The organism is Arthrobacter sp. SO3, assembly GCF_020532825.1.
Classification (GTDB): domain Bacteria; phylum Actinomycetota; class Actinomycetes; order Actinomycetales; family Micrococcaceae; genus Arthrobacter.
Genome location: NZ_MQTS01000050.1, coordinates 3,253 through 26,116 on the forward strand (window position 1 = coordinate 3,253; position 22,864 = coordinate 26,116).

A 22,864-nucleotide genomic window follows, 5' to 3' on the forward strand; every position below is an offset into this window, starting at 1 on the left:
GAGCGCTTGGCGAGAGGAGAACTCACCGCGGACCAGTACCGCGAACAGCTCAAAGTGCTCGGTGAGGGCCCGTAGTGCAGCCCATCAGCCGCCGACAGACGCTGCTGCTGGGCGGGCTCGGCGCAGCGGGGACAGCGGCCGGCGGGGCCGGGCTGATCTGGATCCTGACGTCGCGGCCCGCTCCCGTCACGGGAAGCGAACTGACCCAGCCTTCGGAGGAACGGAGCACAAACGGCCAGCTGCAGATACGGCTCGAAGCCGCACCCGGACAGATACTGCTGGCCGGCCGGCAGACCGCAGCCCTCGGCTACAGCGACGGCATCCCCGGTCCGACACTCCGCGTACGCCCCGGCGACGTCCTGAAGATCGGGCTCGTCAACAACCTGGCCCAGACCATCAACCTGCACGTGCACGGCCTCCACGTTTCCCCGGAGGGCGACGGGGACAACGTCTTCGTCTCGGTGGACCCCGGCGGCACTTTCGACTACGAATACAGACTTCCCGACGATCATCCCCCGGGCGTGTACTGGTACCACCCCCACCACCACGGTATGGTCTCCGACCAGATATTCGCCGGGCTCTTCGGAGCAATCATCGTCGAGGACCCTGAACCCATCGAGTCAAGTGCGGACCGGGTACTGGTCATTTCGGACATCACCCTCGACGGCGGGGGGAACATCCCGGAAGTCTCTGAGATGGAACGAATGATGGGCCGGGAGGGTGAACTGATCCTGGTCAACGGTCAAAGCAACCCGCAATTCAGCGCCCGCCCAGGACAACGCGAACGATGGCGCCTCATCAACACGTGCGTGTCCCGATACCTCCGGCTGCGGCTCGACAGGCAGCAGCTGCAGCTCCTCGGCATGGACTCCGGCCGCTTCCCGACACCGGAGAGTGTGGATGAACTTCTGCTGACGCCCGGAAACCGGGCAGACCTCCTTGTGACCACAACAACCGGCGACTCCGTGCTGCGTGCGTTCTACCAGAACCGGGGAAGCATGCCGGGAATGATGGGACCGGGATCCGGAGCACGCAATCCTGCAGACCAGCCGGGCGGCGCCGCACTGGCCACCCTCCGCGTAGCCGGCGAACCGGTCGCAGTCCCGACGGCCGTGCCCGCCCAGCGGGGGCTGGGAGACCTGCGGTCAGCCGCCGTCGCGGCCCGCCGGCAGATCGTCCTGGCCGCCGGCATGGGCATGGGCATGATGCGTTTCACCATCAACGGCAGGGAGTTCGACGAGGCATGAACAGACACAACGGTAGCGGCCGGGGATGTGGAGGAATGGACGCTGACCAACACCAGCTCCATGGACCACCCCTTTCACCTTCACGTCTGGCCGAAGCAAATCATCGAGGAAAGCGGCCCAGGGACGAACCCCGCCATCTGGCAGGACGTAGTGAACGTGCCCGCGAACGGGCGTGTGAAAGTCAGGGTGGCTTCTAAAGACTTTTGGGGACGCTCCGTTTACCACTGCCACATCCTGGATCATGAGGACCTCGGCATGATGGGTGCCATCGAAGTCCGGTGAGACGTCTCATCGACGCACCCTGGAAGCAATCGGGACCGCCCCATGCCACTCGAAAAGCTGAATCTGGACCCTCAAACAGCCGCTTTGAGCCTGCTATGGAATTGCAGATCCCGCACAACTACTTCACGGTATTGACGATCACCTGTCCAGGAAATTTCACTGGCTTAGTGGCTTGACTCGGGCGCGGAGGAATGGGCCCCGAAGAGCTGTCCGCAGATCTTCCAGCGACGGGATTCCGACCAGACCGGTTGATGACGGGTAGACCCGGCAGGTCACAGCCGGGGCGGCCTTCGAGGCGAACAGGTCATGGCCATCGGCGATAAATGACGGAGAACCGTGAAAATCGTGAGCCTCGGCTTCGCTGTCGGACGTGATCTCCACGACCCGGAGGATCCGGACTCGTGCTCCTTCGGCAGCCAGCGCCTGCCGGAACAACTCCAGTGCCGGGCCGCTGTTGGGGCAGCCAGGGATGGTCCGCAGTTCATAATCCATGGGTCAGCCTTCCCTGCGGGTCAGGGAGACGGGAACAGACTGTTGTCCGGGTCCATGGCCGCAATCTTCACAGCAGCCATCCGCGATAGCGGGGGCCGGGCTGGTCCGTCGGTCCGTATCTGCGCAGTCATCATTGGCGCCGACATGTAAAGGGGCATGCGGGACGGTGCAGCACGCGTCTCCGCGCCAGGCGTTAGTGCCCTCGCGGACGGCGATCGCGGCGATGACTAACGCGGCGCCGGCGTCGGCCCACCACCAGCCCAGCGTGCTGTTGAGCACCAGTCCGACCAACAGGACGGCCGAGAGGTATGTGCACAGCAGCGTCTGCTTCGAATCTGCAACGGCCGTGTGGGATCCCAGTTCCCGGCCGGCACGGCGCTGGGCCCAGGACAAAACCGGCATGATCGCAAGGCTCAGAGCAGCAATCACAATCCCCGGCGTGGAGTGCTGGGCCCCTCCCCCGCCGGTGAAGGCCCTGACTGCATCGACGGTGACAAACGCCGCAAGGGCGAAGAAGGACATCGCGATGATCCGCAGCGTCAGGTGCTCGCGCCGCTCAGGATCCTTGGCGGAAAACTGCCAGGACAGCGCGACAGCGGAGGCCACCTCGATCACGGAATCCAGTCCGAAGCCGATCAGCGCCGACGAGTCCGCGACACCGCCGGCCCACAGCGCCGCCGCAGCTTCAACGACGTTGTAGGAGATCGTTGCGGCGGCAAACAGCCTGATCCGACGGCTCAGAACAGCCCGGCGTTCTGATGTGGGTGTGAGCTGGAGAGTGGTCATGCCACGCACGTCCCGTCGGGTGCGCAGCAGGCAGGGTCCACGGCGAGGACGACGCCGATAAGGTCCCTGATTGCATTGCCCAGGCGTGCGTCGGCGAGTTCGTAGCGGCTCCGCCGACCATCCGGGACGGCCATCACGAGTCCGCAGCCGCGAAGGCACGTCAGGTGATTGGAAATGCGCTGTCGTGACACTTCGAGTGTGTCAGCGAGATCGGAGGGATAAGCCGGAGCGTCAGCTAGAGCCAGAAGGATTCGGGCCCTCGTCGGGTCGGAGGCCGCGTAGCCGAACCGTGCCAGCACCGGGGCGTGCGTGAGGGTTTCCATAATTCCAAAGTACATTCATGCGTGTATTCAGGCAATTGTGTAGCGTGCCGCTTGTCAGCTGCCTTGGCGCAACTGGGAGAATCTCACGAACGGGGCGCACCACAACGTTCCTGCAAACGAAGGGTTCAAGAACAGGTTTCATTCGAGAATCGTGGCTGTGGACTTTGGCGCTATTTGGCCGCTTTCTGTGATCGCTCTGTGTCGCTCGTGGTGAATCAGCCGCCTTCACCAGCACCTGGAATATCCATCCATCTAGATGTATTGATAAATGTATGAGCACCTACACCACCGCTCCAGAAGCGGGCACAACCCACGACCCGCCCAGCCTGTCACCATTCCCTGGCATCGACGAAGCCCGGAAGCTGGCGGCTCTGACCCAGGCCCTGGCGGACCCTGTCAGGCTGCAGATACTTGCCACGCTGGAGTCAGTGTGCGTGCCAGTAGGCACGATTGTGGAAGCCACCGGTCTGCGGCAACCGGCAGTCTCCCACCACTTGCGCGTCCTTCGTGACCGCGGGCTGGTCCGCGGGGAGCGACGGGGCACCTTCATCTTTTACTGTCTTGCCACGGACGCGGTCGCGCCGGCGATAGAAGCCCTTCGTCGTTTGTCGGCGTCCGTCGGGAGTGCTGAATGACCGGGGCCGTGGAGGTGTTTTGCCGCACAGGATGCGGCAAATGCAGTGCCGTCCGCCGCTGGCTCGCCGGCCTGGGTCACCCCGTGCGGATGCACGATGTGACCCGCGACCCTGAAGCCGCCAAACGGCTGGCGGAACTCGGTTTCACGACCCTTCCGGTGCTTCTGACCCCGGATGGGCGCGCATCGGCCGGCAACGACCCGCGCACCCTGGCAGACCAGCTGCCCATGTTGAAAACCGCACGGACCGATACTGAACCAGGAGATCCCCGATGACCGAAGTCGACCCCCTTGTAATGGACGACCAGCGCCGACACTGGCGCACCACCTTCCAGTCCAACCCCGCCATGTACGGACCGGCCCCCAGCGGGCCGGCACTTCATGCACTGGAACTTTTCGAACGCGAACGCGTCAGGGACGTTCTCGAACTCGGTGCGGGCCAGGGTCGGGATACCATGGCGTTTTTGCGTGCAGGGATGAACGTGACTGCGCTGGACTACGCGCCCGAAGGCCTGGCCGAACTCTCCGACGCGGCCGCCTCACCCGGGGTGGCCGGAAAGCTGACCACCGCCGCTCACGACGTGCGCAGCCCGCTACCTCTGCCGGACGAATCCGTGGACGCCGTTTTCAGCCACATGCTCTTCAATATGGCCCTGACCACCGGCCAGCTCACCACCCTCGCCGCCGAGGTCCGCCGCGTACTTCGCCCCGGCGGCTGGCACATCTACACCGTCCGCCACACCGGAGATCCCCACGCGGGCACCGGCCTGGACCGAGGTGACAACATGCGCGAGCACGGAGGATTCATCGTCCACTTCTTCGACCAGGACCTCGTCAACCGCCTCGGCCAAGGATTCTCCGCGCCCGAGATCGTCACCTTCGAAGAAGGCGACCTGCCCCGCCGGCTGTGGCGCGTAACCCAGAACAAAACGGTCCCCGCCAACGACGCCCCGGACCGCAGCCGAAGAAGTTCCCCAGAGAGCTGACACACCGGCCCCCATCGCGGAGAAAATATGGGCAATCCGACGCCGTCATCGAAGCCCCGCCTACCACCCGGCCAGGCTCAGCGAGCTCATGATCAGCTCCGAATCAGTGGCCATGTCATGCCGTTGCGCCCGCATTCCTGCATGAACAAGTATCAGAACGGAACATCCGGACCAGCCGCAACCCCCGGTCAATCCAAAAACCAATCAGCAAATCATGTTCTTAGCGGCTCTAGCTACCATGAAGCTGTGAACGCGAAAACCCAACGGAAGGACGAACGAGGATGAACACCCAACCATCGCGGCACTGACGGGGGCCTTGGCCGAACGGGGAATGTCCATCCGTGACGGGCTCCTCGTAGGAGACGACACAGTCTCGCAATACGACGGCGATCCCACGGCCGGACCATCCCTGCCCCTAACGTCGATGCAGTCCAGCCAGATCAACGCCGAGTTCGTCTACCGCGGCAGCACCATCGCCCCAACCAACCGCATCACACTGCCGGCTTCGACCAAAGAAACCCAGACCGCGGACGGCGTCGAAAGTTGTGTGAGATCAATACAAAGCCTGAACGTTCGAGATGCCATGGACCGGGCCCGGACGCTATGGACGGAAATGCTGGGCGCAAAAACCTTCCCGACCGGCGAGCAAATCATCGGCCTGATCGCGAACCTCCAGTTCCCCACCATCCGGGATCAACTCATGGCGGACATCCCCGGAATCGACGAAACCCATGGACCGTATCCTCCTGGCCCAGACGAACAGCAAGCCGCACTGGTCACGGGTCGAGTGGGCAGAACAGCTGCTGCTACACGCCTACACACACAGCAGCACCCGACATTCCGCCCCAATCCTCACCGCCATCGCCTTCATAAACTGGTGGGAAGGCAGAGGCAGCAAGGCCCACCAGTTCCTGCCACTCGCACTCGAAGCCGACCCCGGCTACCACCTGGCCAGACTCAGCAAGCTCATGATCAGCTCCGGATCAGCAGCATGTCATGCCGTCCCACCCGCATTCCTGCATGAACAAGTATCAGAGCGGACAATCCGGACCGGCCGCAACCCAAGGTCAATCTAAAGAATAATCAGCAAATCATGTTGTACGCGGTTTTAGCCACCATGAAGTAGTGAACGCGAAAACCCAACGGAAGGACAAACGAGGATGAACACCCAGAACAGACCCCGCGAGGAGGCACCCGGTCCGCCGTAGCCAGAGGCTCCCCCACACAACCGAATAGGCCGTTCCGGGACGCCACACACCCGGAACATCAGATCAGAGGCGAGAGTGTGGACACTGTCCACACGAAAAAAGCACCAAAAAGCCCCTGACATGCTGAAACACTGTGCCCGAGGTGGGACTCGAACCGGACTCCAGCCCTTGCAAACACTGGACTCCCGCCGAAACCTCCGGAATCCGGGCCAGTCCGATGCCAGTACGACCCGATCCGAAGCCCAGGGTGTGCACATTGTGCACACCCTCTTTTTCCCCACTTTGGCGCCCACAACTAGGCTTCTTAAACTGCCGTCCGGGCGGGGCGGGATTTCGTTGCGGTATGAAGAGTAGGCCTCCGGAACCGGACCGGCCCCGAATAAGCACCGCACTACGGCGCGGGCCTCCTGCTGGATATTGATGGACATCATGGTGGCGGGTTCCTCCTTTCCGAACGTCTCATGGAGAAACGAACACCAGGCTGCATGACCAGCCGACAGCCCTGCTCTCCAGGGAGTGAGCAATGACCACCAACGGCGCAGCGGAGCCGACCGCAACATCCGCATTGTCCGTGGCCAAGAGGTGCTCGACTGGCTGGCGGCAGGCAACTGTTACTGGCCGTTGTGACAGTCCTCAGAGGCGCGTCCTGCGTGTCCGCTCTCCTTGATAACGCGCCTCCCGCGGTGCTCGTATCGTCGATGCAGTGCAAGTGGGGAAACAGGGCAGACCCCGCGCTCCTTAGCTCTTGCCGGTTAGACATCGATTGATGAGACCTCAAGGAAGAGCACGGCCTTACTCCTCAGCTCCCCTGAATTGGGCTGTTTTGAAACCATTTCCCTTTAAAACGACGCCTCGGCGCCGGCGCGTCTGCCTAGAAATCTTGGCCCGTGGCTCGTATGGCTATTTCAGACACGTCGACTCCAGCTGGTTGGGCCAGCGCCCATAGCACGGCCCCGGCCACGGATTCAGGGGCTATCGCGGCCTCGGGCGCATCCGTCCACAGAGGTGTGTCCACGTGTCCCGGGGCAACGTGCAGCACACAGAAACCGGTGCCCACGAGCTGCTGTCGGAGTGATTCTGCGTAGCCGGCGACGGCCCATTTGGTGGCGGTGTACAGGTTTCCCGGATACACCTTGCGCCCGGCGGTGCTCCCTATCAGGACGAAGTGTCCGCGGTTGGCCGTGAGCTGTGGGAGTGCCGCCTTCGCCAGGACCGCCGGGCCGTAGACGTTGGTGAGGACCATGTCCCGCCATATTTCCGGGTCCCCGTTGGCGAGGTCGCCCGGCGCGGAGAATCCGGCGTTGGCCACGGCGACATCGCGGCCTCCCATGGCCTTGACGGCCGCGGTAACGGCGTCACGGCTTTGAGGCCAGTCGCCCGCGTCGGCAACCGTGCCGTGAACTTGACCGAGTCCGGAACAGGAGGCGAGGAACGTCTCCAGCCGTCCGGCGTCACGCCCGGTGGTGAAGACGCTGTGTCCGGCTTGGAGGGCCTCCCCGACCAGGACGGCACCGATTCCGCTGGTGCCGCCCGTTACCAGGATCCGCATTAGGACGGGTCGGCGATTCCGATGTAGCGGGTCTCGAGATATTCCTCGATCCCTTCCGTGCCACCTTCCCGGCCCATGCCTGACTGTTTTACGCCGCCGAACGGCGCAGCCGGATTAGAGACGATGCCGGTGTTCAGTCCGAACATGCCGACGTCGACCTTTTCGGAAAGCCGGAGTCCCCTGTTGAGGTCCCTGGTGTAGCCATAGGCCACTAGCCCGAATTTCGTGTCGTTGGCGAGGGCGATCGCTTCTGCCTCGGTTTTGAAGCTCACGACGGGGGCGACGGGACCGAAGACTTCTTCCTTCAGGATCCTCGCGTTCGCCGGCACGTTGGTCAGGACGGTGGGAGGCGACGCCGGCCCGGTAGGAAACATCCTCTTGGGTCTCGATGAGCTGTCCGGGGCGGTTGGCGGCAAGGTCAGTCCAGGGCAGCGTGAAAGATGCGGCGGCAGGTTCCGGGCTCGGGACAGGTGCCGTCCGGGTCTCGCCCTGGCGGGCGGCGTCCATGAACCGACCGGCCGCGGTGAGCGGGGAGAGTCCGGCCAGCGCTCCGCCGCAGCAGCTCACCGGCCTGGCCAGGTTCCGGGACGGCATCGAGAGTGGCCAGATCCAGGTAGCCGACCTTGGTCCCGTCCGTCAGATTCACATACAGCCGGCGCAGCTCTTTGAGCTTCCACGGGTTGTAGACGAAGACCGGCGCTGCGGTCGGGTAACGGAAGCTCGGCGACCGCAACTGACGTGCTCCCCTCCAGCATGTCCGGCCCGGATTCTGGTTTCATCCACGCGAGCTGGATCACGGCATCTCCCCCCTGTTGGCTTTCACCAGGGAACATGCGTAGACCGGCCGGGGCGCAACCAAAAAGGACCCCGGAGCGTCGCGCGCTCCGGGGTCCACTGAGTGGGGGGTGTTACTTGCCGGACTTGCCGTGCTGGCCGGAGTCTCCGTGGCCGGTGGCTGCCGCGGGTGTTGCCGGAGCGGCAGTTGCGGTTCCGCCGTAGGACGGGGTCGCCGGGGTTGCCGCGTTCTCATTGCGGTGTTCCGCTGCGGTGGCCTGGCCGGCCGCGCGGTGCTCGGCGGCATTGGCGTGGGCCGCTTCGCTGTTGCCCTTGACAGCAGGGGCCGGGTAGGTCGCCGGAACAGACGCCGGATCAGTCGGATCAGCGGTTGCAACTGGGGCCGTCTTGGCCGACTCAGCAGCTTCGGACGGCTCAGCCGTCGCCGACTCGGTTGGCTCAGCCGTAGCCGGTTCCGTTGCCTCAGCTGAGGTGGTGGGCTCGATCGTCGGGTCAGCGGCGGGTGCTCTCGTCGACGGTGCGGTAGTGGAAGTTACCGGCTCCGTGGGGGTTTCGGACGTTGTGGAAGCCAAGGCCGCGCCGGCTCCGCCAGTGGCGATGACTGCGGCGGCCACGGCAACCTTACCCGTGGTGCCCAGCGCACCGAGGACAGAGAGAATGCTTGTCATAGTGAGACCGTTCATGAAGGTTGGGTGGAACGTGGCGGGTTGCCTGGGGTGATGCGGGCAACCCGGCGACATCATACCGGTATTCGGTGAATACCAGGCATCAGTCCCGCGCGGCAGTTTGTTCCTGGCAGCGTACCGGGATCGGCCCCGCCCGTGGGTCGCCGCCTGCGGGACGGCCGGGGCCTCGTCACCGTACTGCTTCAGGTAGCGGTACAGCGTCGCGCGGGACCAGCTGACGGCCTCGGCTGCTTCCTGGTCGTGCATCCCCTCGGCCATCATCTGCCGGGCCAGGCGCAGCTTCGCTTCGACGGTCGTCTTCTTGGGTGCCGGCCGGCCGAACTCGACCCCGCGGGCCTGGGCGGCCACGACGCCGGCACGGACCCGCTCGAGGATGAGCTCGCGCTCGTACTGCGCCAGGCTCGCGAAGAGGGCCAGCTGAAGCCGGCCGTGGGACGTGGAAGGATCTACCCCGTCCATGATCGAGTGCAGCCGGATCCCGCGTGAGGTGATGTCGTTGACGGTGTTGATGACGTCAACGAGGGACCGGCCGAGCCGGTCCACGCGCCACACAAAAATTTCGTCCCCGTCCCTGGCGTAGTCGAGCAGCTTGACCATCTGGGGCCGTTCGCGGGCCGATTTGATGCCGGACATCTCGTCGATGAAGATCCGGTTCCTGGGGACTCCGGCCTCGACCAGCGCTGTCACCTGCATGGCTGCGTTCTGGTCGTGGGTGCTGATCCGCGCGTACCCGAGTTTCATCCTGGACCCCGTTCCGTCTCGTCTCGCATCTTCTTCAGGAGTTTCAAGACATCCTCGTGAGACAGACTGTATGAGACACCCCTGACACTGGAACGGCGGGGAATCCGGGGTGGGGGATGTTTCCCCTTTAACTAGAGTCTGTGAGACTCAGAACCTCTGTCCGAATGCCGGTCAGCAACCTTACCGACGGCGTATGCGGTGCTCAGCGTCAGTAACCTATGTTTGATCGGCACCAGTGCCCAAGGGCCGGAACGTACTGACCCAACAGAATGAGAACAGCGTGGCCGGGAGCCCAACTCGAAGAACTGATGCTGCCGCGCGGACCAGGCGGGTTTCCGTCCAGTCCGCGCGGGCCTGCTGTCAGTGACTTGGCCGCTAAGGGCGTTGTCAGTCGTCTTCGTGGTTGGTTGATCCTGCGGGGATGCCGGGCACCTCGTCAGGGCCGTAGATCTTCTCGTCGCCGGGGTATGGGCTATCCCATTTGTGGGCCTGGTACCAGGTCCAGCGGTTGAACAGGTTGGGGTCCGCGTAGTCTTCCTTCGCGCCGTTGCCTGTGAGGTGCTGCTTCTCGGACCAGTCGTCCCACTTTTCGACGATTTCCTTCATCGGGGCCGGGACAGCGGTGGCTTTGGCTGCGGCGTCGTTTACCGCGGTGGCTGCCGCTCCGGTCTGACCCAGGGTGTCGGGACCGCAGGCGGGTGCGGTCTTGACTCCCTCGGTGAGAGGAATCTGGTTCGGGACCGTAGAGTACGGCGTCAGGTCGGCCTTGTTGGTGAAGGCGTCGAACATCGGGGTGGCGGCCGCCACCTTTTGGTTTAGTGGCTGGGCGCCGAGGATCTGCTCAATGGTCCGGACCATGTTGATCTGTGAGTAGAAGGTGCTGACGGTCTTGCCGTGCACGGCGTAGGGGCTGATGACCTGGACCGGGGCACGGTGGCCGTCGACGTGGTCGGTGCCATTCTGGCTGTCGTCCTCAGCGATGAAGATCGCGGAGTCCTTCCAGTACCCGGAGTGGGAGATCTCATCGACGATCTTGCCCACCGCGAGGTCGTTGTCGGCGACCTGGGCCTCCGGGTCGGCGGTGCCGCCGGTGTGGTCGCTCGAGAGCCAGGTCATCTGGAAGTTCTTCGGACCGTTCTTCTCGAAGTCCTGCTTCCAGGTCGCGTAGCGGTAGATGTCCGGCACCGAGGTGTCGAAGGGGGCCGCGTTCGGGTCCGTGATGTCATTGAGTGAGGGGATGGCCGAGCTGGCGTGCATCTGCAGTGCCGGTGTGAAGAGCTGGGTCGGGTCACCGCCGGCCATGGTGCTTGTGGCGGCGCAGTAGTACTGCTGCCAGGTCGCCCCGGCCGGCTTACCCTCGTCGGAGTCGAACTCGCCGTAGTTCCTGGCGGTCTTGCCTGCGTCCTTGATCGCGGTCCAGAGGAAGCCGGAGCGTTGGTGGCCCAGGACGTCGTCTTCGGTGTCGTAGGACCGCTTGTACTCACCTGCGCTGGTCTCGGTGTAGGCCGGGTCGTCGCCCTGCATCATCCAGTTGTGGCCCTCGGCCGAGTTGGTGCCGATGTCGTAGGTGTTGTCGTACAGTCCGAACTGGCCGGCGAGGGCGTGCTGGTTCGGGGTGACCTTCGCGCCGAACTGGGCCAGCGAGGCATCGCCGTTGCCCTGCTTCATGTCGCCGTAGACCTGGTCGTAGGTGCGGTTTTCCTTGACGATCAGGAACACGTGCTTGATGGTCGACGGCTCGCTGATCCGCCTGGGGACGGCGACGGCGGGGACGTTTGCGGCGGCTGCAGCCATCGATTCTTTGACGGAGCTGCCGTCCCAGCCGTTCTGCTCGAAAACGGTCTCGGTGTTTTTCTGGATCTCTTCATCGCTGGGGAGCGTGAACTTGGTGAGCGAGGCTGTGGTGGAGTGCGTGCCGTGGCCGGTCGCAGCGGTCGTGTTCGGGCCCTCGTTGATGGTCACCTCGGGCCCGCGCGCGTCGGTGCCGCGGACATTGGTGACCACAATCTGTCCGTTGACTGCGGTGACGTTGCCGGGGTAGTAGTCGGTGGGCAGCAGGCCGATGTAGCTGGCCGGGTCTTTCGGGTCCTGCTTGTTGACCTTGTAGACCGCGATCGCGTTGGCGCGGCCAAGTGAGATCAGCAGGTGGTCGCCCTGGATGGTGATGGCCGTCGGTTCATAGCCGACCTGGGAGGAGGCCCAGGGCTGGGTGGCAATGGTCTGAAGGACCTTGTTGCTGGCCGTGTCTACGACGGAGACGGTGTCACTGTTGGTGTTCGCCACGTACAGTGTGGCGCCGTCCAGGAACATCGCTGTCGGGTGCAACTGGACGTCGATGGAGGAGACCGGTGCGGAGGCGTTGGCCGTATCGATAACGCTCAACGTGCCCGTCGTGGAGGTGCCGAGGTTGGTGTCGGCAGGAACCTGCGTGCCGTAGGAGTTCATGGTCGGTTCCCCGGGGAGGGCCGGGCGGCCTCCTTCGTTGGAGACGTACAGCCGGGTGCCGACGAATTTCAGCTGGCGCGGGGCGATGCCCGTGCTGAAGGTCTGCTTGATCGTACCGGCGACGGGATCGATCGCGACAACGGTGTTCTGGCCGTTCACGGCTGCGTAGAGGGTCGAGCCGTCGGGAGAAAACGCCATGCCGGCGGTTAGGGCCTGCTTGTCGCCGGCGGTCGGAATGTTGATTTTGGTAACGGCCCCGAGCGAGCCGTCCGCGTTGAACGGATAGCGGACAATCCCGGTCGCGACGGGCTCATAGAGGAACTTGCCATCGGGCGAGAAGACCGGGCCATCTTGTCCCACCGAACCGTCCGTGATGTGCTGGTACGCCATGTTCGCGTAGCCCGCGTTGGTAGCTGCGGTACTAAAAGAGGTGGCTGCGAGGGTGCCTGCTGCAGACACAGGTTTGTACGTTGTGAGGTTGAAGACCTGCAGGTCGACCGAGCGGTCACTGCTGGTACCAACGAGGTAGCGGCCGTCCGGGCTGACGGTCGAGCCCATGATCTTGCCGAAGGGTGTCATCAGGCGGTCGCCGATGGGCTTGATTACCTGGTTCGAGGAAATCTGCTCCCCCTTATCATCCTCGGAGCCGACCTGCTGCTGGCCGAAGGGAATGGTGGATGCGGCCGCGATGCCGGCGCCACCCAGAACGGCCAGGGTGCAGCTGGCGGCAACGATCGCGAGCGGTTTGCGGCCACGAATGTACCGGGGCAGCTGACGCAGGCCGTAGGTGCCGGGTTGTTGCTCGCTGGTGGATGTGCTGACGGGTTTTGAAGGTCTTTTCACGGAAGCGAACCTACGGACCCGAGCTTAAATCGAGGTGACGGTCTTGGTTACTTCAGGCAACGATTAGTCACCGGACCGGTGCCAAGGGTGCCCTCGCAAAGGCCGCCGTCAGACGTCATCTCGTGTTCATGAAACCTCAGCCGGGAGTTAATTATCGGTTAGTAAACCTTGGAGTGCGCTTTACAGCCACTCCCTTCACACACGAAAGACTGGATCCCCCCATGCCTCATCTCCAGGCAAAACGCAGATTCAACCGCAAAGGCGCCGCGGCCACCGGCGCAGCCGTCCTCGCTGCTTCGGCACTGACGTCCGGTTTGTTCGGGCTCGGCACTGACACCGCGACCGCCGCCGAAAGCCCCTTGGCCACAGCCACACCCATTAAGCATGTAGTGGTGCTCTTTCAGGAGAACGTCTCCTTCGATCATTACTTCGCCACCTACCCCAAGGCTGCCAACACCGCTGGGGAAAAGCAGCAGGGCTCCGGCGCCCCGGCGGCCGCCTTTACGGCATCTGAGGACACTCCGAAGGACATCAACACCCTTGCCAGCGCAGGACTGCTGGCACCGAACAACCCCAACGCCGCCCAGCCGGCCCGGCTCTCCCCCATGCAGGCCGTCACCTGCGACCAGGACCATGGCTACAAGGCCGAGCAGAACGCGTACAACAGCGGGCTCATGGACAAGTTCGTCCAGTACACCAGCCGGGACGCGTGCGGCACCAACCAGTACGGCCGGCCCGGGCTGACAATGGACTACTACGATGGCAACACCGTCACCGGCATCTGGAACTACGCCCAGAACTACGCCATGAGCGACAACCACTTCAGCACCGTCTTCGGCCCCTCCACCCCCGGTGCCCTCAATCTCGTCTCCGGCCAGACCCACGGCGCCACCGAATACACCGCCGCCGGGCAGCCCGTGGCCACCCCGGCAGCAGGAAGCAGCGCTGTCCGCCAGCCCGACGCCAACGGAGTCGGGACCGTCATCAACGACCCGGACCCGGTCCACGACGACTGCTCGAACAACAGCCACGCCAAAACCGGCAACCTGGCCGGCATGGCCGGGAAGAACATCGGGGACCTGCTCAACGCCAAGGGCACCTCCTGGGGCTGGTTCCAGGGCGGCTTCACCCCCACCACCGCCGCGACCGCGACCACCCCGGCGTCGTGCCTGTCCAGCCACACGAATGCGGCCGGCGCGAGCGTCGTGGACTACTCCCCGCACCACCAGCCGTTCCAGTACTACGCCTCCACCGCCAACCCACATCACACGGCACCGGCCTCCGACGCGGAAATCGGGCACAACGGCCAGGCCAACCACCAGTACGACCTCACCGACTTCAGCAAGGTCGTCGACAGCGACAACATGCCGGCCGTGTCCTTCCTCAAGGCGGGCATGTCCCAGGACGGGCACGCGGGCTACTCCGATCCGGTCGATGAGCAAAAGTTCATCACGAACACCGTGAACGAGATCCAGAAGTCCAAGAACTGGGAAAACACCGCAGTAGTCCTCGCCTACGATGACTCCGACGGCTGGTACGACCACGCCGCCGCCAAGGTGAAGAACTCCTCCAACACCACCGACGACGCCGCGTGGTGCCAAAACGCCGCAGCCAGCGGAGTGCCGATGGCCGGCGGTTACGCCGACCGCTGCGGCCCGGGCCCCCGCCAGCCGCTGGTGGTCATCTCCCCCTACGCGAAGAAGAACTTCGTCGACCACACCGAAACCGATCAGGCCTCCATCCTGCGCTTCATCGAAGACAACTGGCACACCGGCCAGATCGGTGACTCTTCAGCGGACGCCACCGCCGGCAGCGTGGATTCGATGTTCAACTTCCACCACGAACGCAACGACAAGGTCCTGCTCAACGAACAGACCGGCGCCGTCGCAACCATCACCCACAACGGTCACGGCACCGCCGGAGACTAAGCACCGGTTGCCGCCCCGGCCAGGGCCCCTCAGCAATGCGATAACAGGAGCGCTGCCCGGCACACCATGGTCAAGGGTGGCCAGGTCGTGAACTCGCCGTCGGACGCAACCGGTGAACGCCCGGTCGGCGACGCGCTCCTCGTTTTGCCCGGCCGTAAAGGCTAGGCCCGGTCAAACCCCGCCCACGGCACCAGTTGTCGTGGGCGGGGTTTTCTGCGTCAGGTCAGCAGGAACTCACACTAGAGCGGGTAGTGATCGGAGATCCCCCAGGACACTTCGCTGTGGGTCAGTCCCGGGAAAACGTGCGGGATGAAGTCGAAGGTTCCGGCCCGCTGACCGTAGGCCAGTCCCTGCAGCAAGGAGGTGCCGTCGGGTGTGGAGAACCAGGCCAGTTGGTCGTAGAAGTGCTTGGTCTTGTCGTGGTCGAAGATGGTCCGCGGGACGGCGTTCAGCTCCGCCGGCGGCCAGAGACCTGTTGAGATGAACGCTTCGTAGAGCGGGTCGCCGATCCGGTCCAGGTTGAAGTTGCCAAGCACGATGAGGTTGGAGTTCCAGTCGTTGGGCCGTACCGCCCAGTCGTGCATCCATCCAGCGAACGCCGTAATTTCCGGCAGCCGCTCCGCGGGGTTTTTGCCCCAGAGGATGTGGACGGACGCGAGGGTGAACTCGACCCCGGCCCGGGTGAAGCTGGCGGTGTACGGGGTGCGGGCGAACTGCCGCTGCGGGTTCTCCCCGATCGGCGGCAGCACAATCTCCCCGACCAGACCCGAGGGCTGGACCCGGGCGCTGTCGTAGAGGAAGGCGAGTCGTTCACCGTTGCCGGCGGATCCTTCGGTAACGTCGGAGATGATGACCTGCCAGTGCGGGCCCAGGCTGGCCAGGAGCCGCCGGAGCGCTGCCGGGTTGCGGCTGGATTCCTGGACGGCGACGACATCGAACCGGGAGATCACGGCGGCCAGGCAGGCGATGGCGTGCCAGTCCCGTTTCGGTGAGTCCTTGGGGCCGGCCAGCCATTTGGCGGTCAGGTCGCCGAAGGCGCGGATGTTCCAGGTCCCGACCAGCAGGTTGGATTCCGTCCGGGCAGGGATGGCGGAGGCCAGCGCTGTCTGTAGCCGGTCCAGGTCTTCGGTTACCGCTGCCGGCGGCTGCTCAGTCATGACTCCATGCAAGCAGCTCATAGACTGACGCCAATGGATACTGTCACCCCGGAATACGCCCGCCTGCGCGCCGCCATCACCGAGCGCCTGAACGACCACGACCTGCTCGGCATCATGGACCACGGGGCGCCCGAGGACGAGTACGACCCGGAGATGGAAGACTTCGCGGCGCTGATAGCCGCCGGCACGCCCATCACCCCGGAGGTCGTGGCCACGGTCTGGCACAAATGGTTCGGCAACACCTTCGGTGAGACCGACAGTGAACCGGAAGAGCCCACCACCAAGATGGCTGCCCTGGCCGCTGACCTGCAGACTATCCGGGACGGCTATCTGCAGTACTAGCCGGCCGGAGCTCTACCTGTTCAGGGTTCAGCCCGCCGGCCACCCGGGGCGAGCAGGTCCACTAGCATGGAGGTCAGTGCTGCGGGGACGAGACCCATGGCTGCCAGGTGGGCGAGGAGCCCGTCCGGCATCTCCATGGCCAGCCCTCCCACGACCAGCGCCGTCAGGATCGTCTCCCACAGAGGACGTCCGCTCAGTCCCGCCCACACGGCGGACCCGCCGAACGCCAGGGATCCGAGGAAGATCAGGCCCTGGCCTTCCGCTTCCGTCGGTGAGCGCACGATGAGGCTGAAGGTCATGGCCAGCCCGCACGACATCAGCACGGCGGCCAGCAGCACCAGCAGCGCCCATGCCCCGTCAGCCCAGCGGACGCGAGGCATCATCGGATGACCGTGCTTGCCAACACCGGGCCGGCTACTTGTAGCTGAGGCTCAGGAGCATGGCCTTCAGCTGCGCGTACTGTTCGGATCCCATCCAGGCTTTCGCGGCGGCCGGCGAAGCAAAGGCGGGCGTGGTCGCTGTTCCGCCGAAGATGACCCGTGCCGTCATGACTCCGTTGGGCAGCAGCACCTGGTTGGTTCCTGAGTTGGTCTGGGTTGGCAGGAATTCGTGGGCGCGCCTGACGTCCAGGTGGTAGTACGGTCCATCGGAGGATCCCGGGAGCTCGTCATAGGCGAGGCCGACCTCGGTTGCCTCACCGGTCGTGTCGATGATCCCGGGCACCGGTGCGTGATCCAGGACGGTGCGCTTGACGGGGCCGGCCGCTCCGTCGCCGTACATGCCGCTGAGTACGTGGGCGACCTCAGAACCGGAGGCGTCGAGGACGGTCGCATCGAAGGAGGTCTTCTGGGCCTCCGGGTTGAGGGCAGGACCGGGCTTGACCGTGACGGTCCAGCCGGGAAGGGCTGACTTGCGGATACTGCGTCCAGACCGTGGAAAAGGCCGTGTCCGGGGTACCCGGGGTCGAGCTGGCAACGGTCGAACTGGTCCCGGGCGGCGCGTCGCGGCTCAGTGTCACCGGCACCGCAGACCAGGAGGCACTCGCTGAGGGTGTGCGTTCCTCCGGCTACGTCCTGACCGGCGCGAAGTAGCCTTTCCACGGTCCGATTGGCCCCGGGGGAGGATCGCCGTACCGGTAAGTGCCCTGCCACAGGGCGGGTAATCTTGAAACAGAAAGCCCGCAACTGAAGGGAGGACCGTTATGACCGCGCCGGCACACGCCTCTGCGATCGCGCTCCTTCGCCGTGCGGGCCTGTTTACCGCTGTTCTGGCCCTGATCGCAGGGATTTTCGGTATGCACGTGATGACCGCCACCCATGACATGCACTCCCCGGCCCCGGCGGCAGCAACCGTCAGCGTCCATCACGACTCCTCCCCTGCCGGCCACACCGCAGAACATCCTCCCGGATCATCCTCTGGCCCGGAGATGCCCGCAGCACAGGACGAAGCGGGTGCCCGGACCGTGCAGTGCCCGGACTCGGACAACTGCACCAGCATGGCGTCCATGACCGCGGCCTGCACCCCGTCGGCGAAAACCGGCTCCCTGACCGCACCTCTGCCGGGCACCGGAATCATTGCCCGGAACACCAACACCGAGACGCAGAGCACGATCAGTGTGCGGTGGTCCTATCTTCCCGGCGGTCCTTCACCGGGCGAGCTCTGCATCAGCCGAACGTAAAACGGGGCCCCTGCGCTGTGATCGGACCGGCGCCCGCCCCTGCCTGACTCTCCTCTGAGCCGGGCGCATCCCTGATGCACACACTCCCCTGGCGCCCGCGCGCCCACTGATGTCTTGAAGGACTTAACCAGCCATGATGAACACGAAGTTTCTGACCCTTTCCGCCACCGCGATCGCTGCGGCCCTCGCCCTTGCCGGCTGCTCAACCGGTTCCTCCACGCCGTCCGCAACGTCCAGCAGCGCCGCTTCCTCCGCCGGCTCCATGCCGGGAATGGGCCAGGGCCCGGGGATGATGTCCAGCAGTGCACCGGCTGCAGCTACCGAACACAACGAGGCCGACACCATGTTCGCCCAGGGAATGATTCCGCACCACGAACAGGCGGTGGAAATGAGCGAGATGATGCTTCAGAAGAAGGACATCCCCGCGTCGGTCACTGCCCTTGCCACCAGGATCAAGGCGTCCCAGGGTCCGGAGATCGAAACGATGACCGGCTGGCTTAAGGCCTGGAACGAATCCGCGACCATGGGCGCCGGCCACACCATGGACGGCATGATGGGCGATGACGACCTGAAGCAGCTCGAGTCCGCCCAAGGCACCGCAGCAGCCAAGCTGTTCCTGACGCAGATGGTTGCCCACCACCAAGGCGCTGTCATGATGGCTCAGACCGAAATGTCCCAGGGCAAGAACGCCGACGCGATCAAACTCAGCAAAAACATCGTGACCGCCCAGGAAGCTGAGATCAAGGAAATGCAGGGCCTGCTGGCCACCCTCTGACCGGTGCCCTCCGGCGCCGGCCCTTCATGGGCCGGCGCCGATTCCTGCCTTGCCCATCTGAATCCCTGGAGCCACCATGCCCAATCCCTCCCGTTCCCGGGTCCGCGCCATCGCCATACTGGCAGCCGGCGCCGGCCTTATCTTTGCCCTGTCAGCCTGCAGTCCGTCCCCCGGCGCGGCCGGACCCGCCCCTGCAGGGAACGCCGGAGGTACCATGCCTGACGCGCACATCCACGGGCTGAGCGTCAGCAGCGAAACCGGCCAAGTGCTCTTGGCCACCCACGATGGCCTGTTCGACATGAGCAAAAAGCCCGCTGCCAAACTCGGCCCCACCAACGACCTGATGGGTTTCACCGGCGGCACCGACCACGGCGTCCTCTACGCATCCGGACACCCCGGAGAAGGTTCCGACCTGTCCAACCCGATCGGACTGATCAGATCCACCGACGCCGGTAAAACGTGGGAACAGCTCTCCCGCCAGGGCGAATCCGACTTCCACGCACTCACCGCAACCAAATCCGGAATCATCGGCTTTGACGGTGCACTGCGCACCAGCACGGACGGTACGACCTGGAGCACGGTGCCCGCGGATTTCGTCCCGACCGTCCTCGCCGGAAACCCCACCAGCGACACCGTCCTGGCCACCACCCCACAAGGGATCCGCCGCTCAACGGACGGCGGCCAAACCTGGACAACGGTGGACTCCGGACCCGTGATCCAGTTCGCCGCCTTCGCCACCCCCGCCGAGGCGGTCGGAGTCGAACCCGACGGGACAGTCCATTCCTCCGGCGACGCCGGCGCGACCTGGACCCGAAAGGGCAAAATCCAGGACACGGTCCAGGCTGTGGCGGCAGTGAAGGGCCCCGAGGCAACCCTGTCGATCTGGGCCGCCACGGCCAGCGGGCTCGTCGTCTCCACCGACGGCGGAGTCACGTTCCGCCCCGTCGACGCCTCCTGACCGCGCCATGCGTGACCCGTTCATGGTCCTGCTCGGGGGGCTCATCGTTTTCACGGCCATCGCGGCCTGGATTGCCCTGAACCGCCCGGGCCGGCAGGGTCCCAAACCACAGCGGGAAACCACACCGGTCAGGCGGGTCGGAGTGCGCCGCCGCTGGGAACTCGCCGGCTGCATTGTGCTCGCTGCCGCCGGCCTGGACGTGGCGGCCGCATATGGCATCGGCACGTCCTCCCCCGGCGGCAGCGGCATCACCGTGGAGCTCGGCTTTTCCATGATGGTCCTCGCCGTCGCGTGGTCCATCTTCCGCCAGGAGATCCTGCGCTACCAGCTGCGGCTCGGCGCCGCACTCTACGGCCTTCCGACGCCCGCGGAGCCTGCCCAAGTCAAAGCCGCCGAATACACCGGCGTCATCCTCCGCCTTCTGCTCTTTCTTCTGGGTTTAATCACCGCGCTGGCCAGATTGATATTTCGCTAGTCTGTGTGGCCCCGGCGCGAGTCCTGAGGCGCGAAGGCCGGCGGGACCGCATTGAGAACATTTTCAAGATCGTCCACGAGAACGCACGAGCATATACCCCTATGGGTATTAGGGTGTAGCCTCATAAATATCGCTGCAGGCCGGTCAGTACCGGTTTCGCGGGATAAGGACACAGATTAGTGATGGGTGGATACGGATCAGGCATGGGCTGGACGTGGATGTTCTGGCTGCTGCTGATCGTCGGGGTCCTGCTGCTTGCCGGTCTCGGGATATGGTTCTCTGCCGGCTGGCGCCGCGGCGGATCCGCGGGATCCGCGGACGGCAGAGGCGCCGGGCTTGCGGGCAGTGGAGACACACCCGGAGAGATTCTGGATGAACGTTTTGCCAGAGGCGAGCTGACAGCGGAGGAGTACCACGAGCGACTCAGGACCCTCAAGGGCGGCAACTGATGCGGCCTGTCCGCCGACGCACTGCCCTCACCCTCGGGGGCGCCGGAACCGCAGTCGCGCTGACGGGCACGGCTGATCTGTTGTGGGGCTCCGGAGCCGGGTTCCAGCCGTCCGGCGGACGGGAAATCAGTGAACCCGAGGTCCTCCGCAGCAGTGATACGGCGATGCGGCGTCATTAAGTCACAGTGAAACCCAATGGAGGAGCATAACCATGAGCTACGCACACACCATCACCGTCGCCCTGCCGTACGAGGAAGCGGTGCGCCGGACCAGGGAGGCGCTCCTGGGCCAGGGCTTCGGTGTCCTCTCCGAAATCGATGTCCGCTCAACCTTCGAGGCCAAGCTCGGGGAGGAGAGCGGACAGGCCCTGGGCGACTACCTCATCCTGGGTGTCTGCAACCCCGCCCTGGCCCAGCGCGCTCTCACCGCGGAACCGGACATGGGACTGCTCCTTCCCTGCAACGTCGTCATCCGTCGTGGCAGCGGCGCCGACGCGACCGTCATACAGACGATCGACCCGCAGACGATGGTCCGGCTCAGTGACGCCCCGGCCGTCGCCCTGGTCGCCGGCGAAGCCGATGACCGGCTCCGGGCCGCGCTGAAAGAACTCCAAACCGCCTGAGACCCCTGGCCTCCGGACCGGAGGCTCATGGGACGGGAAAAAGAGACCATTGTGTCCGCGTGCGCACCGGAGCAAGGCTGACCGCCGCCGGCCCTGAAGCAGACTGCATACACCCGCCACACACCCGGCCGTTAGGCCCTGTTCCGAGAAGCGGGCCCGACGTAGTTTCACAAGAGGAGGTCTGATCATGATGTATGGCTGGGACGGGAATGGCTGGGGTATCGGCGCGTGGGTAGCCATGGCCGTATTGATGCTGATTTTCTGGGGCGGAGTAGTCACTGTCGTTGTGCTCCTGCTCCGGCGCCCCCATCCGGGTGAGGGACCGGCCACGCAGCGGCCGCCGCACCACGACGCTGAGCGTATTCTTACTGAGCGCTTCGCCCGCGGGGAAATCGACGAGCAGGAGTTCACTGCCCGTCGCACAGCGCTCAGGCGCCAGGATTGAACTCGTTGAGCCGCCGCGGGCAGATCATCCTCGGAATCGCATCGGTGATTCTTCTGACCGCACTGTCCCTCGTAGCTGTCGGCGTCCTGAGCAGTGTTGTGAACCCCGGGGGCACCGGTTTTCTGTCCCGCACCCGCTGCGTGACACCGAATCTTCCTGGACCGGTCGTCTCCGTTTCACTGACCAACATGTGCGGACCCATGATGCGCCGGCCCAACGACATGATGGGCGGCGCCATGCGAATGACGGCAGACCGAAACACCGTGGCGCACGGCCCGGTGTCCTTCCTGGTCACCAACGCAGGCACCATCAGCCACGAACTCGTCATCCTTCCCCTTCCCGAGAGCCAGATACCCGGCACCCGCCCGATCGGCGCGGACGCCAAAATCGATGAGGCGGGCAGTCTCGGGGAAGCGTCCAACACCTGCGCCGAAGGAACCGGGCAAGGAATCCTTCCCGGCGCGTCAGGCTGGGTCACCGTCACGTTGCCGCCAGGGCGCTACGAGCTCGTTTGCAACCTCCCCGGCCACTACGCCGCCGGCATGTACACCCAACTCACGGTCACCTAGTCCCTTCGGGAAGTCTCCGCCTCGCGACATTGACGCCCGCAAGCAGACGGCAGTGGTGACAGTGGTGGACTGAGGTGCCTTCGTCAGTTGCGGTTTTGAGGTTCCGTCCGTTATTCAGAGGTCACTGAGGCCAAGGCCCCGGTCGTCCAGGCATGGCGAGCGTTTGCCTGCCGGGGATCCTATGGATCGACGGCAGGTGCATGCCGGCCCTTTGACGGCCGGCATGGTCAGCCAGACGAAGCGCTGCATCTTGTTGTGGTTTCCGAAGTCCAGAACGGCACCGTTCAGTTTTGGGGCCAGTTCGTGGCTGACGCTGATGCTGATGTCCGTATCGCCAAGGCGGCCGCCGCGTTTCTCCGCGCCGTGGGATTGGGCTGCCGCGGAGATCTCGGACAGTGGGCCCTCTTAAAATGGGGGTCTACCGAAAGTAGAGATCAGCATGACCGCAT

The 22,864-nt window shown here is 64.6% G+C and carries 27 protein-coding genes and 1 pseudogene; 17 read left to right on the forward strand and 11 right to left on the reverse strand.

What is annotated here, in order from left to right; translation table 11 throughout:
• The first annotated feature begins 74 nt into the window (after positions 1-74).
• Positions 75-1,529: pseudogene (locus tag BJQ90_RS05610) on the forward strand (multicopper oxidase family protein).
• Between the two features lie 156 nt (positions 1,530-1,685).
• Here the strand turns inward: BJQ90_RS05610 and BJQ90_RS05615 are convergent.
• The 3 genes from BJQ90_RS05615 to BJQ90_RS05625 are packed head-to-tail and all read right to left on the reverse strand — an operon-like array spanning position 1,686 to position 3,130.
• Positions 1,686-2,021, reverse strand: coding sequence for a hypothetical protein (locus BJQ90_RS05615; protein WP_226759320.1), 336 nt, complete (start codon positions 2,019-2,021; stop codon positions 1,686-1,688).
• A 3-nt stretch (positions 2,022-2,024) separates the two neighbouring features.
• Positions 2,025-2,807 carry a cation transporter gene (locus tag BJQ90_RS05620; RefSeq protein WP_226759321.1) on the reverse strand — a complete coding sequence of 261 codons (783 nt, stop codon included), beginning with the start codon at positions 2,805-2,807 and terminating at the stop codon, positions 2,025-2,027.
• On the reverse strand, positions 2,804-3,130 hold the full coding sequence (locus BJQ90_RS05625) for an ArsR/SmtB family transcription factor (RefSeq protein ID WP_226759322.1): 327 nt from the start codon (positions 3,128-3,130) through the stop codon (positions 2,804-2,806). Before BJQ90_RS05625 ends, BJQ90_RS05620 begins: the two co-directional genes overlap by 4 nt.
• A gap of 272 nt (positions 3,131-3,402) precedes the next feature.
• Here BJQ90_RS05625 and BJQ90_RS22850 point away from each other — a divergent pair, with 272 nt between their 5' ends.
• From BJQ90_RS22850 to BJQ90_RS05640, 3 genes are read left to right on the forward strand one after another with little or no spacing between them, the layout of a single operon-like run.
• Positions 3,403-3,765: an ArsR/SmtB family transcription factor gene (locus BJQ90_RS22850; RefSeq protein WP_226759323.1), complete on the forward strand. Its 363-nt coding sequence runs from the start codon at positions 3,403-3,405 to the stop codon at positions 3,763-3,765.
• Positions 3,762-4,040, forward strand: a complete 279-nt coding sequence (locus tag BJQ90_RS05635; protein ID WP_226759324.1) for a glutaredoxin family protein — start codon at positions 3,762-3,764, stop codon at positions 4,038-4,040. The genes BJQ90_RS22850 and BJQ90_RS05635 overlap by 4 nt, the downstream gene beginning before the upstream one ends.
• A complete protein-coding gene (locus BJQ90_RS05640) occupies positions 4,037-4,750 on the forward strand; it encodes a class I SAM-dependent methyltransferase (protein WP_226759325.1) in 714 nt (237 codons plus the stop codon). Before BJQ90_RS05635 ends, BJQ90_RS05640 begins: the two co-directional genes overlap by 4 nt.
• Before the next feature lie 601 nt (positions 4,751-5,351).
• Here BJQ90_RS05640 and BJQ90_RS22430 read toward each other — a convergent pair.
• Positions 5,352-5,483, reverse strand: a complete 132-nt coding sequence (locus BJQ90_RS22430) for a hypothetical protein (protein WP_264196997.1) — start codon at positions 5,481-5,483, stop codon at positions 5,352-5,354.
• Here BJQ90_RS22430 and BJQ90_RS22855 point away from each other — a divergent pair.
• A complete protein-coding gene (locus BJQ90_RS22855) occupies positions 5,482-5,826 on the forward strand; it encodes a DUF4192 family protein (protein WP_226759326.1) in 345 nt (114 codons plus the stop codon). The two genes, BJQ90_RS22430 and BJQ90_RS22855, sit on opposite strands and share 2 nt — an antisense overlap.
• A gap of 1,003 nt (positions 5,827-6,829) precedes the next feature.
• Here BJQ90_RS22855 and BJQ90_RS05650 read toward each other — a convergent pair.
• The 4 genes from BJQ90_RS05650 to BJQ90_RS05665 all read right to left on the reverse strand — a co-directional run bounded on the left by BJQ90_RS05650 (position 6,830) and on the right by BJQ90_RS05665 (position 13,017).
• Entirely contained in the window at positions 6,830-7,507 is a 678-nt protein-coding gene (locus BJQ90_RS05650; RefSeq protein WP_226759327.1) for an SDR family oxidoreductase, read from the reverse strand.
• Positions 7,507-7,923 carry an aldehyde dehydrogenase family protein gene (locus tag BJQ90_RS05655; protein WP_264196999.1) on the reverse strand — a complete coding sequence of 139 codons (417 nt, stop codon included), beginning with the start codon at positions 7,921-7,923 and terminating at the stop codon, positions 7,507-7,509. The genes BJQ90_RS05650 and BJQ90_RS05655 overlap by 1 nt, the downstream gene beginning before the upstream one ends.
• A gap of 492 nt (positions 7,924-8,415) precedes the next feature.
• Positions 8,416-9,729 carry a recombinase family protein gene (locus BJQ90_RS22680; RefSeq protein WP_319004606.1) on the reverse strand — a complete coding sequence of 438 codons (1,314 nt, stop codon included), beginning with the start codon at positions 9,727-9,729 and terminating at the stop codon, positions 8,416-8,418.
• Between the two features lie 387 nt (positions 9,730-10,116).
• Complete coding sequence (locus BJQ90_RS05665) at positions 10,117-13,017, reverse strand: alkaline phosphatase family protein (protein WP_226759328.1); 2,901 nt, start codon at positions 13,015-13,017, stop codon at positions 10,117-10,119.
• 221 nt (positions 13,018-13,238) lie between these two features.
• Between BJQ90_RS05665 and BJQ90_RS05670 the strand changes: the two genes are divergently transcribed.
• Positions 13,239-14,945 (forward strand): phospholipase C, encoded by a 1,707-nt coding sequence (locus BJQ90_RS05670; protein ID WP_226759329.1) that lies wholly within the window; start codon positions 13,239-13,241, stop codon positions 14,943-14,945.
• 239 nt (positions 14,946-15,184) lie between these two features.
• Here the strand turns inward: BJQ90_RS05670 and BJQ90_RS05675 are convergent, their stop codons facing one another.
• A complete protein-coding gene (locus tag BJQ90_RS05675) occupies positions 15,185-16,102 on the reverse strand; it encodes an endonuclease/exonuclease/phosphatase family protein (protein WP_226759330.1) in 918 nt (305 codons plus the stop codon).
• Between the two features lie 33 nt (positions 16,103-16,135).
• On the opposite strand from BJQ90_RS05675, the gene BJQ90_RS05680 reads away from it, so the two are divergent.
• Entirely contained in the window at positions 16,136-16,444 is a 309-nt protein-coding gene (locus tag BJQ90_RS05680; protein WP_226759331.1) for a hypothetical protein, read from the forward strand.
• A gap of 20 nt (positions 16,445-16,464) precedes the next feature.
• On the opposite strand, the gene BJQ90_RS05685 is transcribed toward BJQ90_RS05680, so the two are convergent.
• Entirely contained in the window at positions 16,465-16,827 is a 363-nt protein-coding gene (locus tag BJQ90_RS05685; RefSeq protein WP_226759332.1) for a hypothetical protein, read from the reverse strand.
• A gap of 31 nt (positions 16,828-16,858) precedes the next feature.
• Complete coding sequence (locus tag BJQ90_RS05690; RefSeq protein ID WP_226759333.1) at positions 16,859-17,224, reverse strand: hypothetical protein; 366 nt, start codon at positions 17,222-17,224, stop codon at positions 16,859-16,861.
• A 125-nt stretch (positions 17,225-17,349) separates the two neighbouring features.
• Between BJQ90_RS05690 and BJQ90_RS05695 the strand changes: the two genes are divergently transcribed.
• From BJQ90_RS05695 to BJQ90_RS05740, 10 genes are all read left to right on the forward strand, one after another.
• Positions 17,350-17,535: a cation transporter gene (locus BJQ90_RS05695; protein WP_226759342.1), complete on the forward strand. Its 186-nt coding sequence runs from the start codon at positions 17,350-17,352 to the stop codon at positions 17,533-17,535.
• Positions 17,536-17,645: 110 nt separating this feature from the next.
• Entirely contained in the window at positions 17,646-18,122 is a 477-nt protein-coding gene (locus tag BJQ90_RS05700) for a hypothetical protein (protein WP_226759334.1), read from the forward strand.
• Positions 18,123-18,255: 133 nt separating this feature from the next.
• Complete coding sequence (locus BJQ90_RS05705; RefSeq protein ID WP_226759335.1) at positions 18,256-18,897, forward strand: DUF305 domain-containing protein; 642 nt, start codon at positions 18,256-18,258, stop codon at positions 18,895-18,897.
• A 214-nt stretch (positions 18,898-19,111) separates the two neighbouring features.
• A complete protein-coding gene (locus tag BJQ90_RS05710; protein ID WP_319004608.1) occupies positions 19,112-19,855 on the forward strand; it encodes a F510_1955 family glycosylhydrolase in 744 nt (247 codons plus the stop codon).
• Positions 19,856-19,862: 7 nt separating this feature from the next.
• Positions 19,863-20,330, forward strand: a complete 468-nt coding sequence (locus BJQ90_RS05715) for a hypothetical protein (RefSeq protein ID WP_226759337.1) — start codon at positions 19,863-19,865, stop codon at positions 20,328-20,330.
• Between the two features lie 182 nt (positions 20,331-20,512).
• Positions 20,513-20,779, forward strand: a complete 267-nt coding sequence (locus tag BJQ90_RS05720) for an SHOCT domain-containing protein (RefSeq protein WP_226759343.1) — start codon at positions 20,513-20,515, stop codon at positions 20,777-20,779.
• A 211-nt stretch (positions 20,780-20,990) separates the two neighbouring features.
• The gene (locus BJQ90_RS05725) at positions 20,991-21,401 is read left to right on the forward strand and encodes a DUF302 domain-containing protein (protein ID WP_226759338.1); all 411 of its coding nucleotides are present in this window, start codon (positions 20,991-20,993) and stop codon (positions 21,399-21,401) included.
• Between the two features lie 187 nt (positions 21,402-21,588).
• Positions 21,589-21,846 carry an SHOCT domain-containing protein gene (locus BJQ90_RS05730; RefSeq protein WP_226759339.1) on the forward strand — a complete coding sequence of 86 codons (258 nt, stop codon included), beginning with the start codon at positions 21,589-21,591 and terminating at the stop codon, positions 21,844-21,846.
• Positions 21,843-22,415 carry a sulfocyanin-like copper-binding protein gene (locus tag BJQ90_RS05735; RefSeq protein ID WP_226759340.1) on the forward strand — a complete coding sequence of 191 codons (573 nt, stop codon included), beginning with the start codon at positions 21,843-21,845 and terminating at the stop codon, positions 22,413-22,415. The genes BJQ90_RS05730 and BJQ90_RS05735 overlap by 4 nt, the downstream gene beginning before the upstream one ends.
• Positions 22,416-22,670: 255 nt before the next feature.
• Positions 22,671-22,864, forward strand: a 194-nt coding sequence (locus BJQ90_RS05740; RefSeq protein WP_226759341.1) for a hypothetical protein, incomplete at its 3' end; no start/stop codon positions are given.